Here is a 16,641-nt window from a genome sequence, read left to right on the forward strand (position 1 = left end):
TTAGCACATCTGTAAGGTTTTTCATTGAACTTGTTGTGTTCCTGAAAGACCCTGTGCTTCTTCACCTCCTTGGCAATAGTGGTAGGATCTTTGCCGAGCTCTGCACCTATTGCTCTGAAAGATACGGATAAGTCCAACCGTTTCTCAATAACAACGCGGTCATTTTGGTTCATGTGTTTCTGACTGGTCTGTATTTTTTTAGACATGGTTTTCTCTTTCTACTGCGAATAAGAAACCTGTCTAAGAATACACACATATGAATCAGAGTGTAAGACTTAATTCCGCATAATATGGAATTTACTATTTCATTCAATGGCGCTCATTAAGTTTTTATAAAATTCTTGAAAAGTTTTAAACAATCTATTAGTATAGTACCATTGCGCCGATAATCTATTTATCGGCGCCTTTCTAAATATTTGGTGTGGATTTATTCCCGCCGGGCGCGATGCGCTGAGTTCAAAAATCCCTTATCCGGATAAATATCATAGATTAAGAAAGGAGATAAAATGGACGTTGTAAAAACACTTTCAAAGTCCATAAGAGAGTTTAAAAGTGTGGCCTGGAAGTCGCCCTTTTTTGTGGTATTAGAGTCTCTTGTGGAAACCATTATCCCGTTTGTTACTGCTGAACTTATAAATCAGATCAAAGCAGGATGTGGCATGGATGTCATCACAAAATTCGGTGTAGTTTTGATAATCCTTGCAACGATGTCTCTGACCTTCGGTGTCATCGCCGGCAATGCCAGTGCTACAGCCGCAACAGGTTTTTCAAGGAATCTTCGAAAGGATATTTTCTATAAGATACAGGACTTTTCCTTTGAAAATATCGACAGGTTCCAGACCAGTTCCCTGGTTACCCGTATGACCACCGATATCCAGAACGTACAGCTTGCATTCATGATGCTGATACGTATAGGTTTCAGAGCACCTATGATGCTGATCTTTTCCTTTGCAACAGCATTTATCATGGGTGGAAAGATGGCCTGGATCTTCGTTGCGGTTATCCCTATCCTCGGAATAGGACTCGCAATGGTAGTAAGGACAGTTATGCCGTTGTTCCGTGCAGTATTCAAAAAGTATGATGCCCTTAATGACTCTGTCCAGGAAAATGTCACCGGTATGAGAGTTGTGAAGTCATTTGTACGTGAAGAGTACGAAAAGAAGAAGTTTGAAGCTGCAGCAGCAGATGTTCAGAGGGATTTCACCAAGGCGGAGAGAATACTTGCCATCAACAATCCTCTGATGCAGTTCTGCCTCTATGTAGTAATGCTTTTTGTTCTGAGCTTCGGTTCTTATCTTATCATCACAACCAGGGGCTCAGCTCTTGACGTAGGTCAGTTCTCGGCTCTTCTTACATACAGTTTCCAGATACTCATTTCACTCATGATGCTCAGCATGATTTTCGTTATGGTGACCATCTCAGCCGAGTCGGCAGAGCGTATAGCAGAGGTACTGAGAGAAGAGAGTTCTCTTACAAACCCGGAGAATCCCGTTATGGAGGTTCAGAACGGTTCCATAGATTTTGACAACGTAAGCTTTAAATATTCAAAAAAAGCGGAAAGATATGTTCTTTCAGACATTGACCTTCATATAAAGTCCGGAGAGACTATCGGTATCATCGGCGGCACAGGTTCCTCAAAGTCCTCCCTTATCCAGCTCATCCCTAGACTTTATGATGTGACTGAGGGTACTGTCAGAGTAGGAGGTCTGGATGTAAAGCAGTATGATCTCAAGACTCTTCGTGATCAGGTTGCGGTAGTGCTTCAGAAGAATGTCCTTTTCTCAGGTACTATCAAGGAAAACCTTCGCTGGGGAAATCCGAAGGCTACTGATGAGGAGATCATCGAAGCCTGCAAGCTTGCCCAGGCAGACGAGTTTGTTCAGAGATTCCCGGACAAGTACGATACCTACATTACTCAGGGCGGTACCAATGTTTCCGGAGGACAGAAGCAGCGCCTCTGTATCGCAAGAGCACTTCTTAAGAAACCAAAGGTTCTTATTCTCGATGACTCCACCTCGGCGGTAGATACAAAGACAGATGCGCTTATCAGAAAGGGCTTTAAGGAATTTATCCCGGAGACCACAAAGATAATCATTGCACAGCGTGTATCTTCTGTACAGGAGGCAGACCGAATCCTCATCCTTAAGGGTGGAAAGATACAGGATATCGGAAACCATGAGGAGCTTCTTTCAAGAAATACAACCTATCAGGAGCTTTACAAGGCACAGAATAAGGTGACCGAGGATACAGCACCTGCTTCAGATGCTGAAGAAAATAACGAAGGAGGTGTTAACTGATGGAAAAGAAAAGAACACTTCCGAATAGTAAGGTTATGGGCAGACTGATAAAGCTCTTGTTTTCATTCTACCCGAAGCTGATCCCATTTACCCTTGTATGTATATTTATAAATGCCATAGTAAGTGCCATACCATCAATGTTTCAGCAGAAGGTAATTGCAATCATTGAACAGAACTGGCAAAGCGGAGACTGGGATTCGGTATCTGGAGAGATTCTTGGTCTTGTGGCAACATTGGCGGTTCTCTATACAATTTCACTCCTTGCAGGTTTTGTCTACAACCAGTGCATGGCCATCATTACACAGGGTTCTCTCAAGAAGCTCCGTGTTAAGCTTTTTGACGAAATGCAGGATCTTCCCATAAGATATTTTGACAGTCATGAGCATGGAGATATCATGTCTTACTACACCAATGACGTTGATACTTTGAGACAGCTCATATCACAGTCAATTCCTCAGCTTATGGTTTCTGCCATCTCTGTTATCACTATTTTCTGCCTTATGATGTACTACAGCATCTGGCTTACAATCATCGTTGTTGGCGGCGTTTTCGTCATGACAAAGGTAGTAAAGAAGGTGGGCGGAGGCTCAGGAAAATACTTCATGAAGCAGCAGGCAGAACTTGGAAAAACCGAGGGCTTCATCCAGGAGATGATGAACGGACAGAAGGTCATCAAGGTCTTTAACCATGAAGAGGCTGCTAAAGCGGACTTCGATAAGGTAAATGATGAGCTCTTCAGGGTTGCGGAAAAGGCCAATAAATATGCCAATACCCTGATGCCGATCCTTGGAAATATCGGAAACATCATGTATGTTATTCTGGCTTTCGCCGGCGGGCTTTTGCTTTTTCTCAAGGTGCCGAACTTAAGCTTTAGCGGAATTGCTCTGGGCATAAGCATTACCGTTCCTTTCCTTGGAATGGAAAAGCAGTTTGCAGGTCAGATAGGCGGTATATCACAGCAGATCAATGCTATAGTAATGGGACTTGCGGGAGCAGGACGTATATTTGCTCTTATGGATGAAATGCCGGAAGAGGATGAGGGTTACGTGACTCTTGTAAGCTGCAAAGAGGAAAACGGTCAGATATCAGAAACTTCGGAGTCTACGGGAATGTGGGCATGGAAACGTGCTAAAGAGGATGGCAGTTTTGAGTACAGAAAGCTGGCAGGAGACGTAGTTCTCAAGGACGTGGATTTCTCCTATGACGGAAAACACTCAGTTCTTCACAAGGTTAATGTTTTCGCCCGTCCGGGACAGAAGGTTGCATTTGTTGGTGCCACCGGTGCAGGAAAAACCACCATTACAAACCTTATCAACCGTTTCTATGAGATACAGGAAGGTACCATCACCTATGACGGTATCGACATTAAGAAGATAAAGAAGGCGGATCTCAGACATTCCCTCGGAATCATCCTTCAGGACACTGTGCTTTTCACGGGAACTGTTATGGATAATATCCGTTACGGAAAGCTTGATGCCACAGATGAGGAGTGTATGGCTGCGGCAAGACTTGCGGGAGCCGATGATTTTATACAGAGACTTCCTGAGGGCTATAACACGAAGCTCCTGTCCAATGGTTCAAACCTGTCCCAGGGACAGAGACAGCTCATTTCAATCGCAAGAGCAGCAGTTGCAGATCCTCCTGTTATGATCATGGACGAGGCTACCTCATCCATCGACACACATACAGAGGCAATAGTTCAGAGAGGTATGGATGCCCTTATGGCAGGACGTACGGTATTTGTCATTGCCCACAGACTAAGCACTGTCCAGAATTCAGATGTCATCATGGTTCTCGATCACGGTAATATCATCGAGAGAGGTTCTCATGATGAGCTGATAGCTGCAAAGGGAAATTACTATCAGTTGTATACAGGTGCATTTGAACTTGAATAATTGAAGATATGATGGTATAAGTTTAAAGTCCATCTTCCGAACTTGAGGATAACAAGTGGAAGATGGACTTTAACTGCGCTTAGGGGAATAATATGGAGCGCTGAGCAATGGTCCATACCATTGAAAAAACTAATAATCTTAAGAGGTAAGCTTTGAGAGAGCAATCGGGGAATGATCACCTTAGGTCAAACTACAAAGGACCAAGGGCTGAGAGAAATATTGGGGAAAGAGATAAAAATGCGGGCCGGGTAAAAAAGACGGATCGCATAAAAAAGACGGGCCAGATAAAAAAGACGGGGCACGTAAAAAGGACAGTGAAGTATCCTAAAAGAGTATTACTGTCTGAAGGGGAAGTTGAAAGGTTTCTGGAATCAGACTATTACGGGGAAAGTTCTGAATATACAGGACCCGGGAGACAGATAAAAGTAGAGAGTATCGGAAAAACTCTGGGAATAGATAAAAGCGGTGACTATAGTATTGAGAAGGTTGATCGTTCGGATTTCGGCAGGAGCCGTAGAAAATCCGATGGAAAAAGGATAAATAAGAGGAAAAACCCAGATAAGAGAGACAGGACAGTTAAGAGTAATAACATTGAGAATAAAGAAGTTGATCTGATCTTCGGAGAAGACCTGACAAAGGATAAGACCGGGAAATATTTATTTGAAAAAACCGGGGTACATGCAGGCGATAATTCAAAAAGCAGTTTAAATCATGGTTCCGGCAGTGATTCAGTTGTTGATTCTGAGAGAACCAGAGTATTTTTAAATACCAGACAGAGCAACTATTCAGGTTCACGTTCCGAAAGAATCCTGCAAAGCCGGGAAAGAAGAGAAACAGAAGAAAGATTCAGCGATGTAAGACCTTATTTGGAAGAAGATGAAGAGGAAGAAAGACTTAAGGGGAGAAGCCGGTGGAAACTGCTTTTCCTGGCAATAGGTTTGTTCCTTGTGATATATGAGATCATTATGATCACAGTGATTACCCTGAAACCTCAGTCGGGGGACAAAGTAAGATCGGTTATGCTTCAGCTTCAAAGTGCCGCTGCAGACAAAAATAAAGGTGATGAAACGGCGAATGCTGAAGGAGAAATTTTAACAGAATCCACAGAGGCTGCTGCAGAGGAATCATCTGAGCCTGAGACATTAACAGAAGAAACCACAACTCATGTTAATGAAAGCGGCGCCGTTTTTGTGGAAAATCCTGTTATGACTGAGGAAGCCGGAGCCATAGGAGCGGCTGAATTTCAACCTGTGGAACTTATGTTTTCCGGAGATGTGTACCTCAGTGACCATGTAATGGAAGCATATCAGGCTTCCGGAAATATTACGGGAGTGGTTTCTCAGGCATACCTTGATGAAATAAAGTCGGCAGATTACTTTGTTGTCAATGAAGAATTTCCGTTCAGTAACAGAGGAACTCCGGCAGAGGATAAGCAGTACACCTTTGAGGTTGACCCTTCAAAAGTGGACATGTTTAAGGAAATGGGTATCAATCTTGTTACCCTGGCCAATAATCATACTCTGGATTTTGGAACGGATGCCCTTCTGGATACTCTTGATACTTTGGATAAAGCCGGGATCAGTCATGTGGGAGCCGGAGAGAATATAGAAGAGGCATCAGAGCCTGTCATGGTAAACATTAAGGGCAGGAAGATTGCTTTTATCGGAGCAACCAGAGTTATGCCGGTAGGGGAATGGGAAGCAGGTAAAACATCACCGGGGCTTCTGTCAGCCTACGACCCATCAAACCTGATTGAAGAGATTGGGCAGGCTAAAGAGCAGGCTGATCTTGTTGTGGTTTATATTCACTGGGGAGAAGAAAGTAAGGAGATGCCTAATGAGATTCAGACGACATTGGCCCATGATATAGTGGACGCCGGTGCTGATCTTGTTGTGGGAGCTCACCCTCATGTTCTCCAGGGAATTGAGTTTTATAAAGATGTTCCTATCGTATACAGCCTTGGAAACTTTGTATTCGGAAGTTCCATACCGAGGACGGCACTTCTTAAGGTGACTGTCGATGAGACCATGGAAGGTGCGGAAGACCTGAAGCTGCAGCTTATTCCCGGAAAATCCTCGGCAGGATATACAAGAACCCTGTCGGATTCAGCAGACAAGGCGGAACTTTATTCCTACATTGAGAGCATTAGTACAGGAATCTCCATTGGCGAAGATGGTACAGTAACTGCATCGCAATAATTCTCATGTGACAGTAACTACCGGTGAGCAGCAGACAGCTACAATGGGGACGGGGCTGACTGTTATATCAGTGAAGATTTTTCTTTATGTGAGAATGCCATCATTGGTTGACAACCCCTTTTAAAATCGGTAAACTTATGTGGCATGAAAAACGAAGGGCAGAAAACCGTTTCTGCCCGGGTTGGCTACTGTAGCACAGTCGGTAGTGCATCTGATTCGTAATCAGAAGGTCACCGGTTCAAGTCCGGTCAGTAGCTCGATATTCTCTTGTGACAGCAGTATTGCCAATCAAACCATTTTGGCTACCGTTAAATCGTAAAGTGAATATTACCGAAGACAGGTCCTGGTTCCGGATGCGAGGAATCAGGACATTTTTTTGGCTATAAATAAAATATATACCTCGCCTACTTGCATATATAAACCCTTTAAGGTTAAACTAGGAAAGTCGTTGTGGAAAAATTTTTATAGGAGTCATATGAAAAATATTAAAAAAATTGTCACCGGCGTGCTCACAGTAATGATGATCACAGCAGCATCCGGCCTGGCATTTGCAGATAATAATGATATCACATGGATGGACGCCAACAACGATGGCGTTTCAGAACCTTATTATTTCAATGTTGATGGGACTTTTACATTGGCCTCAAACTGGGGAGATGTAAACACGTCATTTTCTTTTTCGCTGGGTGATTCAGCCCAAAGTAAAGCTGTAGGAGAGACTTCCGATGCCAACACAGGCTCCGTGGAGGCAGCCGTTTCTACACCGGCCATGAATATGACCCCGGGTGCCACAGCTTCCTCAGGTCAGTCTGATGCCTCAGCAGAGGTCAGCACAAACACTGCCGGACGTAAGGATATAGTGAATTTTGCGAGACAGTACGTAGGTGTCGGTGTTTTAAGATATGGAACAGGCAACAGCCTCAGCGGTCCGGCGGATTGCTCAGGATTCACACAGGCTGTATACAGAACCTTCGGTATCTCACTTCCGAGAAGCTCCAGAGAACAGGCTGCAAGCGCTCCAAAATATGTAACAGAGGCAGAGATGCTTCCCGGCGACCTGATTTTCTACGGCAGCAGTATTGGCAGTGTCAGACATGTAGCCATCTACACCGGAGATAATTCCATTGTTCACGCTACTAACAGCCGACGCGGATGGGTATTTGAGGATGCAGGCAGCAGTGCTATACACTATGAAAATATAGCTGCCATCGGAAGATACTGGTAAATTGTATAGAGCCTATCAGATCTCAGTCTGAGTGTCAGATATTCAGGCTCAAAAATCAGCGTTAACGGATAAGTTAAGATAAAGATGCAGTTTCCTTCGGGAGACTGCTTTTTTTGTAGCTTTATATGCTATAATTCTAAACGTACATTTTCTTAAAGAAGGACAGAGAATAATGTTTTTTATTTTTGGAATCAATAACGGTCGCAAGGACCTGGAATATAATCAGCAGATGACTTGTGATGTATGCGGGAGGATGGGGAGATTCAAGGTTTTTATGACCTATATGACATTAACCTTGTTTTTTATTCCTGTATTTAAGTGGGGGAAGACTTACTACGTGGAAACCTCCTGCTGCGGATCCCTGTATGAGCTCAGACCTGAGATCGGAAAAGCCATTGAATGGGGTGATAATGTTTCCATCAGTACAAATGACCTGTATCTGAGACAGCGCGGGGCAGGAGCAAAAAGTGAAAAGACTACAACAAAAATCTGCTATGGCTGTGCTTATGAGACTTCTGAGGATTTTGAATACTGCCCGAAGTGTGGGAAGAAGTTTTCAGAAGATAGATATGATTCTTGATTTTACTGTGAGGATGATGTGATATGGAATTGAGTTCAGCAGCTTTAGGACCGCTTTTGAACCTGGCGGTTTTTATAATAATAGGTGGTTTCATTTCTTATAAGATATGGAGATTTCGAAGATCCATCATGGGACAGGCACTGCAAATCCTGGCAAGGTCCATTGTGACCGGTGAAGGCATTACGGACGAAGAGGAAACATCCGCAACACCAAAGTCACTGTCTTCAATGGATTCACTTTACATTCCGAGGATAGAAAAGGACTTTCCGGAGTTCAGCTGGAATGAGTGGAGGTCACGTATCCAGAATGCAGTGGTTCTCAGAATGCAGGCAATTGATGAAAGGGCTCCTGAGCTTCTTAGCGAGTACCCGGTAATTATGAAAGAAGTTGAGACTCTCATAACAAACGATAGTGAAGTTTCTTCCGGGATGGCATACTCTGAGGATAAGCTTGAATACAAAAACAGATATGCTTATAAGACTGTGGTTTCAGGTTACTTACGGGGAGCAGGAGCCTGCACCATACATGCCCAGACTTCAGCCAGCTATGAACGAAAAGTTAAGGTGGGTACCAAAGCCAATGCTTCCAAAGAGTCAGATTCAGGCTGGAAGATGAGAAAGATTCAGACTGTTTTCCATACGGAGCTTGTGTATGTTCAGGATGCTGAGAAAACCCAGGGAAAGATGTTAGGCTATAATTGTCCTAATTGCGGAGCGCCTGTTAAGGGCCTCGGATCGAAAGTATGCCCATATTGCGGCACCGGACTGGAATCCTTAAACATCAGGGTCTGGACCATCAATAAGATAGTTGAAGACAGGAAATAATGATAAGTCATGGAGGTAACATATGAGATTCAGTAAATTTTCAGCGAAGATTCTTTTGACACTTTTAGTCACAGAATCAATGACTGTTCAGGCATTTGCGGGAGTAAAAGCCAGGGGAGTCGATTATATCAATAACCCGTCCGGTATTTCTGAGTCTGTAAGTACACAGGGGATGGAAAATATGCCACAGTCTGTACAAGGGGAGGCTGAAACCGGTGATTCCGCATCCTCAGCAGAGTCTGGCACCGGTTTAGTAACTATTGTAGACGGAATCCGTGTACCGAAATATGTTAAGCCGGATGCAGATATACAGGCGGATCTTTCACAGCTTTCCGGCGGAGGAGCAAATATGGACTGGGGAAACTATTACCCGGTTGCAAACTCAGCGCCTGTGGGAAATGCTGATGAAAGCTGGCTCAGAGCTTTTGACACATATTCCAAGGAGATGACTGCTGAAAAGGTATGCTATCTGACCTTTGACCTTGGATATGAGAACGGGCACACTGCGTCTATAATGAACACCCTTAAGAAGCATAATGCTCCTGCCACCTTCTTCGTCACCGGCGCCTGCACCAGGTCAGATCCCGGAATAGTACTCAGCATTGCCCAAAACGGTTTCACAGTGGGTAATCACACGCTCAGTCATAAAAACATGTCAACTGTCACAACAAAAGAGCTGTTCTATACAGAGGTAAATACTGTAGAGGAACAGTACGAAACACTGACAGGACATCCCATGAACCGTTATTATCGCCCACCTGAGGGAAAGTTTTCCGAGGCTCAGCTGATGCTTGCCCGTGCCATGGGTTACAAGACCATGCTTTGGTCAGTTGCATACAAGGACTATGATGATAAGGCACAGCCAAGCCGCAGCAGTGCCCTGGCAACCCTTAACAAGCGTATCCATCCCGGAGCAATTGTACTTCTGCATGCTACTTCCTCCACCAATGATGCAATCCTGGACGAGCTTCTCACCGGATGGGAAAGTGCCGGTTATACTTTCAAGTCATTGGATGATCTTCCGGAAAATGAATACTTGGGACAATAAGATGAAAGAACCGACAGATGCAAGTGCGACGCATCTGTCGGTTTTTTTGTTCTGTCACGATTTTTTAATCGTCATGCGGCTTTATGAAGCAGTTCAAGCGAAACTTTAACGATTATCAGTCCATCAATTATAAGAGATTTACAGCTGAGGTGTTGTCTCGTGCAGGTAACGTATAAATGTGTTTACTTCATGCTGAGTGCGGAGTCTTGCGACATATCGGGTGATCCCTGTGCCATATTCATCTGTTTCCTTTCGGCGTATCATGAGAACGTCATGGAATTTGTCAGCAATGCGGCTTTCAGGATGAACATAGGACGGGCCTTCCTTACGGCTTGCATATACACAGAAGCAGTCTTCATCATTTTCGGAAGTATGATGTCCAAGCTCCGATGAAGTCTGAAGACGACCGTCCAGGTAGCGCTTGTCTGTTGTGATCATATCTGCCCAGATTTTGTATACATCCACAGAATGAGCGTAGTTCATCATGTCGGGAGCATCACCACCTGCAGGACAGATGGAAGCATTAACGGCAACATAATCACCGGCTTTGCCAAGCTGACCGTGATCCTTTGTAAGATGCAGAAACTCGACGCGCATAAAGCGGGAACCGGTTCCGATTGCCTTCAAAGCTCTACGGCCAAGGAGGCGAAGTTTTGCAGGCATATTAGGGCAGGTGTAGTAGATTTCTCCGGTATCGATCAATACATCCGGATTCGTTGCGGGAGCCCATACGGTCATGGATTCGAACAGTGGATTACAATGACTGTCGGCAATGGCATCATATGAACAGAGCTCTGCTTCCACAGGGGCTGCCGTGGCACCAAAGGCATCTAGGTCTCTTGTGAAAACAGGGATGTCGGTTCTTGAAAAACGCTCCAGCAGTTGTATGGAATCCTTCACCCCTTCCAGCTCATCACTTTTCAGACCGGTTTTGATATTGAAATCGTTACGAAGAGAGGCATCCTGGCTGAGCCAGTATTCATTCATGGACTCAAGGTAGTCAATTCTTCCGTATTTGTAAGTAAAGAATGCAACTGCCCTGTAAACCTGATCGTAGTCGGAAAGATCCGAAACCTTGTAGTATTCTGTCAGACTGTCCTGAAGATCCTGATCCAGTTCAACAAAAGAAGCATCGCCGATTCCTAAAACATTAACACCATTTTCTCTGAGTCTTTTACAGAAATGCCGGTAGTTATGAGGATAATTTGGAGATATAAAAACGAAATTCATTATAGAAGCCTCCTGAATTGTATTATTGAGGTGAGGGACATAAGATTGCTTAGTATCAGATGCATGTCCAAAATACATTATAACCATTTTCGACCTAAATTAATATAAAATTTCGTAATAAAATTGCGCTAAAATGTCATATCATGGTATACTTTTCCTATCTGTTTGACAATGTTCGTGAATTTAAAAAATAGGGAGAGACTGATTATGAAACAGGAGCTTTATACATGGCACAGTAAGCAGTTGGATAAAGATATGTCGCTCTTCGTGTATGGTAAGAAGGGCATTCCTCTTTTGGCTTTTCCGAGTGAGAATGGCTCGGCTAATGATTGGGAAGAGCACGGAATGGTTGAAGCAATTGAAGAGTTTATTGAGAAAGGTCGTGTCCAGCTTTTTACGGTTAATACTGTGGATTCAGAAAGCTGGTTTTGTGAGAACGGTATAAATCCTTGGAGAACGTCCAGACAGGAAGCCTATTATAATTGCATAATAGAGGAAGTGCTGCCTTATATTCATAAGAAGAATAAGTCAAAGACCATGCCTATAGTGGCCGGAGTCGGTATGGGAGCAAATCATGCTGCCATCATTTTCCTGAGGAGACCGGATCTTTTCCAGTCTCTCATGGCGCTTTCGGGAATTTATGATGTCAGGTATTTCTTTGATGATTATATGGATAGTAATCTTTATGACAATGCGCCTGAACGTTTCCTTGAGAATATGCCGCCGGATCACGCGTACATAGAGCTCTATAATAAGAGAAAGATGATTTTCTGTGTAGGGCAGGGATATCAGGAGTTTGACGGTGTTAAGACACTGAAAAGTCTTGAAAGAATTTTTATTACCAAAAGTATCGACGCCTGGTGCGATTATTGGGGATATGATGTAAGTCATGACTGGTACTGGTGGAAAGAGCAGATTCAGTACTTCCTTCCGGAACTCCTGGGTGACAACGATAATTTAGATTGATATCCTGTTTTTGACAGTACAAGTAACTATCAGGTCTTGGGATTGGCTCTGTGAGCCGGTTCCAAGGCTTTTTTATTTTATGTCTTGACCAGGGACTTCCAGACATTTTTGGGGTCTGCTTTCCTTTCCTGGTCAGTTCACAAATTATACACAGTTTTCTCTATATTCTTTCAGTTTTCTTTCAGCTTTGTCTTGTATGATACAGCCATCCTGAGAGGAGGAAATGACATGGCAGGACAGATTTTTGAGAGAATTGAAAAGAAGTTTATGCTTACAGGGGAGCAGCTTGAGAAGTTAAAGCCGATAATTGATAAGTATATGTCTCCCGATAAATTCACTGATTACACCATTTGCAACATATATTTTGATACAGATAATTTTCAGCTTATAAGAACATCTTTGGAGAAGCCAAAGTACAAGGAAAAGCTGAGACTCAGATCCTACGGAGTTCCAACCGAGGATCAGGAGGTTTTCCTTGAACTAAAAAAGAAGTACGCAGGTATAGTTTACAAGCGTCGTGTGGCAATGAAGATGAGTGAGGCAAGAAAATATCTCTACGAAGATAAAACACCGGAAATAGAGATGAACTACGCAAACAAACAGATTTTAAAGGAAATCGATTATGCGAAAAAACTTTACGGTTTAAAGCCAAAGGCATTTATCGGCTATGACAGAGTTGCACTTCACGGAAATGAGAACAACGATTTAAGAGTCACCTTCGATAATGCCATAAGGGCCAGAGAAAATGACCTGGAACTGACACATGGCGACATGGGAGAGCATTTGCTTCCTGAAGGAAAGACACTTATGGAAGTGAAGATTCCCGGTGCCATGCCTATGTGGATGGCAGAGGCATTTGCAGAGCTTGACATTAACATGATGTCTTTTTCAAAATACGGAACTTACTACCAGCAGCATTTTGCCGAACGTACAGGACGGGAGGCAAAAATCATGGCTCTTAAGCAGTTTAATGCTATCGAACTCAGAAAGAATGGCGAGGCAGAGGCATTGAACCACGTCGGAATAGCAGGCCACAGAGCCATGGCGTGAATATGATCGGAATAATCGGATTATTTTATACGTGCTTGAAGATTTAATGAGAATATATCATACCGGGATATTTTTCGGATATTACAAATAAAAACAGTATCATCAGATGATAAAGGTTTGAAAAACTGTTCAGTATGGATTTTGGAGGTATAAAATGTTAGATACAATAATAAACGGAAACAATATCACATCAGAAGGCTTTATCGTATGCCTTATGGCATCACTGGTTTTGGGAGCGGTCATCGCCGCCTTCCACAGCTTCAGAAACAGATACAGCAAGAATTTCCTTATCACACTGGTTCTTCTTCCGGCCATCATTCAGTCGGTTATCATGCTGGTGAATGGTAATGTCGGTACCGGAGTAGCTGTAATGGGAGCCTTTTCTCTCGTGAGATTCAGATCGCTTCCGGGAAACAGCCGTGAGATCGCATCTATCTTTTTGGCTATGGCTGTGGGACTTGCAACAGGTATGGGTTACATCATGCTGGCAGCGGTATTTACTGTAGTCATCGGCGCAGTTACCATGGCCCTTGTGGCAGCGCCTATCAGTGAGACAAAGGAGCTTGAAAGAGAACTTAAGGTTGTGATTCCTGAGAATCTGGATTATGCAGGTATATTTGATGATGTTTTTGCCACTTATGCAGAAGGAACGCAGCTCGTCAAGGTAAAGACAGTTAACATGGGTTCCCTCTACGAGCTGATCTATAAATTGACACTTAAAAATGACAAACAGGAAAAGCAGATGATAGACGATCTTAGGGCAAGAAACGGAAATCTCGAGATAGTTTGCGGAAGAATTCCGGAAAAGACAGAATCACTATAAAATATATGAAATCTCAGTATTCGGTCGGAAATTCAGGTTGAATACAGAATATCAGTTATTAATAATCGGAAAAACCAAGATGGAAAGGATGCCCGGTTTTTAGTATCAGGGCAAAGTAAAAAATGAAAAAGCAGAATATTTCAGAAAAAATGTTTAGAAGAACCTTCAGAGGTGCCGCGTCAGTTCTGACACTGGCATGTGCGGCAGCTATGTTTGGTACCGGCTGCAGTAAGAAGCAGGCAGAGACAACAGCTGCTGTTGAGACAGAGGCTGCAAAAGCGGAAGATACAAAGGCAGAGACTGATAATGTATCAAAGGATGAGACTCTCATAACAGTGGAGTCAGGTGAGATCAAGGTTTCGGGCGCCAATTCAAAGGCCGTAAGCATTAGCGGTACAACCGTGACCATAACAGATGCCGGAATCTACAGGTTAAGCGGTGAGCTTCCGGAAGGTCAGATTTCGGTTGAGGCCGGAGACAAGGATGATGTGAGACTTGTACTTGATAATTTCAGCATTACAAACAGCGAGACAGCGCCGATAAGTGTTGTAACTTCCGGAAACTTTTTCGTGGAGCTTGCGGAGGGCAGTGAGAATCTGGTGGAGGATAAACGCGAAGCTGCTGTTCAGAACAGCAGCGAGACTGCTTCGGATACTCCTGACGCTGCTATTTACAGTAAGTCAGATCTTTACATCACAGGCAGCGGTTCACTTATAGTGAAGGGCGGCTACTGTGATGGTATCCATGGTAAGGATGCCTTGGTGATTTCCGATGATGTGAAGCTTGACATCACTGCGGCCGAGCATGGAATCAACGGTAAGGACAGTCTTGAAATACAGGACGGAAGCATAACCATCACATCAGGTGAGGACGGTCTTCATTCAAAGGGTGACGTTATCATAAGCGACGGAACCATGGAAATTCATGCAGAGGATGACGGTATCCATGCGGAAACTGCTCTGATCATTGACGGCGGAACTGTGGATGTGGCTGATTCCTATGAAGGACTTGAGGGACTTTCCGTGACCATCAACGGCGGTACAGTCAGGGTCAAGGCTTCGGACGATGGTGTCAATTCCGCCGGCGGATCTGATGAAACCGATGACATTTTCGCTGTTACCGAGGGTGCAGCTATCACCATAAATGGCGGTAATGTCTACGTTGCGGCAGCAGGTGACGGTCTGGATTCAAACGGTAATGTAGTTGTGACCGGCGGTGAGATCTACATCGATGGTCCCGAAATCGGCGCAAACGGTTCCCTTGATTATAACGGAACAGGAACTATCACCGGAGGAACCTTCGCGCTGACAGGCTCTTCAGGCATGTTCCAGAGCTTCAGTGAGGATTCAACACAGATCCAGCTTGTGGTTTACTATACTGAGAAGCAGGAAGCGGGAACGAAGATCACTGTAACCGATTCCGAAGGCAATGTGATCTACGAAAATGCCGAGTCTACCCAGGCATTTGAGGCCTTCCTTCTTTCAAGTCCCGAGCTTAAGCAGGGTGAAACCTACACAGTTAAAACCGGTGATCAGGAAGAGACTGTAACTGTGGAAGGAAACATTGCAACCATCGGTGAAAGAACCGGCGGCATGATGGGCGGCCGCATGGGCGGAGGCCACGGCGGTCAGGGTATGCCCAGACAATCAGGAAACAGTGAACAGGGTGAAATGGGCACGCCACCTGAAGGTATGCCTGAAATGAATGCTGCCGATGGCCAAAACGGTGCACCGGAAGGAATGACCGGCGGCTTTGGTCAAGGCGGCCCCGGTGGCCAGGGTGGCCCCGGAGGAAAGGGTGGTCCCGGTGGACATGGCGGAAATCCACCTGCTGACATGGGCGGAACCCCTCCCGATATGAACGGTGCTTTCGGCCAGACAGGAGCCGGAGAGACTCTGCCTGAGACCAGCGCAGCAGCAGGATAATCAATATAATTTATAATTGGGCTTTGGTAATGTACATTTAAACAGATATGTCACTCTAACAGAAAAAATATACTGTTTGAAAAACACCTTCTTGTGTTACACTTGAATACACAGGGAGGTGTTTTTATGTTGGCAGATGAAAGAAGATTAGCTGCAATAGAGAGAATAAAAGACCTTATACCACTACAAAAAAAGTTGAGTTTTGCCTTTCCGGAAGATGTATATAATGTGTTTGTATTTGGGAGTTACCCTACAGTGCGTTACGAAAAGGGCATAAGTGATGTGGATATAGCCGTCTATGCAGATGATATAGATATTTACATGAGAATATCCGTAATCATAGAGGAGTTTTTTGAGGAAAAGGGAATCCCGCTAGACTTATTCTTTATCGATGTAAGAAATCCGGCTCCTATATATCTTGCACCATTACATTCACAGATACAGTTTACTGATTACTATCCGGAAGAATTGATTAGATTTGAACAGGAATGTGAAGCTATGCTTTCACAGGTTATTTGAAGAACCATTCAGAACGAGGCATGTTCGTGTGGCTCTTTTTTTGTTGCCATTTTTTGCTTCT

Annotated in this window: 14 protein-coding genes and 1 tRNA gene; 13 read left to right on the forward strand and 2 right to left on the reverse strand. The window is 44.0% G+C overall.

What is annotated here, in order from left to right:
- On the reverse strand, positions 1–206 hold a 206-nt coding region (locus T357_RS0114785), incomplete at its 3' end, for a helix-turn-helix domain-containing protein (protein ID WP_031554275.1).
- Between the two features lie 300 nt (positions 207–506).
- Between T357_RS0114785 and T357_RS0114790 the strand changes: the two genes are divergently transcribed.
- The 8 genes from T357_RS0114790 to T357_RS0114825 all read left to right on the forward strand — a co-directional run bounded on the left by T357_RS0114790 (position 507) and on the right by T357_RS0114825 (position 10,067).
- Positions 507–2,297 (forward strand): ABC transporter ATP-binding protein, encoded by a 1,791-nt coding sequence (locus tag T357_RS0114790; protein ID WP_044917117.1) that lies wholly within the window; start codon positions 507–509, stop codon positions 2,295–2,297.
- Positions 2,297–4,192 carry an ABC transporter ATP-binding protein gene (locus T357_RS0114795; RefSeq protein ID WP_031554280.1) on the forward strand — a complete coding sequence of 632 codons (1,896 nt, stop codon included), beginning with the start codon at positions 2,297–2,299 and terminating at the stop codon, positions 4,190–4,192. The genes T357_RS0114790 and T357_RS0114795 overlap by 1 nt, the downstream gene beginning before the upstream one ends.
- Positions 4,193–4,506: 314 nt before the next feature.
- On the forward strand, positions 4,507–6,390 hold the full coding sequence (locus T357_RS21280) for a CapA family protein (RefSeq protein WP_242840127.1): 1,884 nt from the start codon (positions 4,507–4,509) through the stop codon (positions 6,388–6,390).
- Positions 6,391–6,574: 184 nt separating this feature from the next.
- Positions 6,575–6,647 (forward strand) — tRNA-Thr (locus T357_RS0114805).
- Between the two features lie 218 nt (positions 6,648–6,865).
- Positions 6,866–7,615 (forward strand): C40 family peptidase, encoded by a 750-nt coding sequence (locus T357_RS20495; RefSeq protein ID WP_031554286.1) that lies wholly within the window; start codon positions 6,866–6,868, stop codon positions 7,613–7,615.
- Between the two features lie 172 nt (positions 7,616–7,787).
- Entirely contained in the window at positions 7,788–8,195 is a 408-nt protein-coding gene (locus T357_RS0114815; protein ID WP_031554289.1) for a zinc ribbon domain-containing protein, read from the forward strand.
- Positions 8,196–8,218: 23 nt separating this feature from the next.
- Positions 8,219–9,019: a zinc ribbon domain-containing protein gene (locus T357_RS0114820; RefSeq protein WP_031554292.1), complete on the forward strand. Its 801-nt coding sequence runs from the start codon at positions 8,219–8,221 to the stop codon at positions 9,017–9,019.
- A 22-nt stretch (positions 9,020–9,041) separates the two neighbouring features.
- On the forward strand, positions 9,042–10,067 hold the full coding sequence (locus T357_RS0114825; protein ID WP_049962466.1) for a polysaccharide deacetylase family protein: 1,026 nt from the start codon (positions 9,042–9,044) through the stop codon (positions 10,065–10,067).
- Positions 10,068–10,205: 138 nt separating this feature from the next.
- Here the strand turns inward: T357_RS0114825 and T357_RS0114830 are convergent, their stop codons facing one another.
- A complete protein-coding gene (locus tag T357_RS0114830; RefSeq protein WP_031554298.1) occupies positions 10,206–11,297 on the reverse strand; it encodes a hypothetical protein in 1,092 nt (363 codons plus the stop codon).
- Between the two features lie 207 nt (positions 11,298–11,504).
- Here T357_RS0114830 and T357_RS0114835 point away from each other — a divergent pair, with 207 nt between their 5' ends.
- The 5 genes from T357_RS0114835 to T357_RS0114855 all read left to right on the forward strand — a co-directional run bounded on the left by T357_RS0114835 (position 11,505) and on the right by T357_RS0114855 (position 16,580).
- Entirely contained in the window at positions 11,505–12,263 is a 759-nt protein-coding gene (locus T357_RS0114835; protein WP_044917120.1) for an esterase family protein, read from the forward strand.
- 228 nt (positions 12,264–12,491) lie between these two features.
- Entirely contained in the window at positions 12,492–13,313 is an 822-nt protein-coding gene (locus T357_RS0114840; RefSeq protein ID WP_081828195.1) for a polyphosphate polymerase domain-containing protein, read from the forward strand.
- Positions 13,314–13,467: 154 nt separating this feature from the next.
- Positions 13,468–14,136: a DUF4956 domain-containing protein gene (locus T357_RS0114845; protein WP_031554305.1), complete on the forward strand. Its 669-nt coding sequence runs from the start codon at positions 13,468–13,470 to the stop codon at positions 14,134–14,136.
- Between the two features lie 122 nt (positions 14,137–14,258).
- Positions 14,259–16,061 carry a carbohydrate-binding domain-containing protein gene (locus tag T357_RS0114850; protein ID WP_049962467.1) on the forward strand — a complete coding sequence of 601 codons (1,803 nt, stop codon included), beginning with the start codon at positions 14,259–14,261 and terminating at the stop codon, positions 16,059–16,061.
- A gap of 126 nt (positions 16,062–16,187) precedes the next feature.
- Positions 16,188–16,580, forward strand: coding sequence for a nucleotidyltransferase domain-containing protein (locus tag T357_RS0114855; RefSeq protein WP_031554311.1), 393 nt, complete (start codon positions 16,188–16,190; stop codon positions 16,578–16,580).
- Positions 16,581–16,641: the final 61 nt, after the last annotated feature.

The sequence above is a fragment of the Oribacterium sp. FC2011 genome (assembly GCF_000701645.1).
In the GTDB taxonomy this organism is placed as follows: Bacteria; Bacillota; Clostridia; order Lachnospirales; family Lachnospiraceae; genus Oribacterium.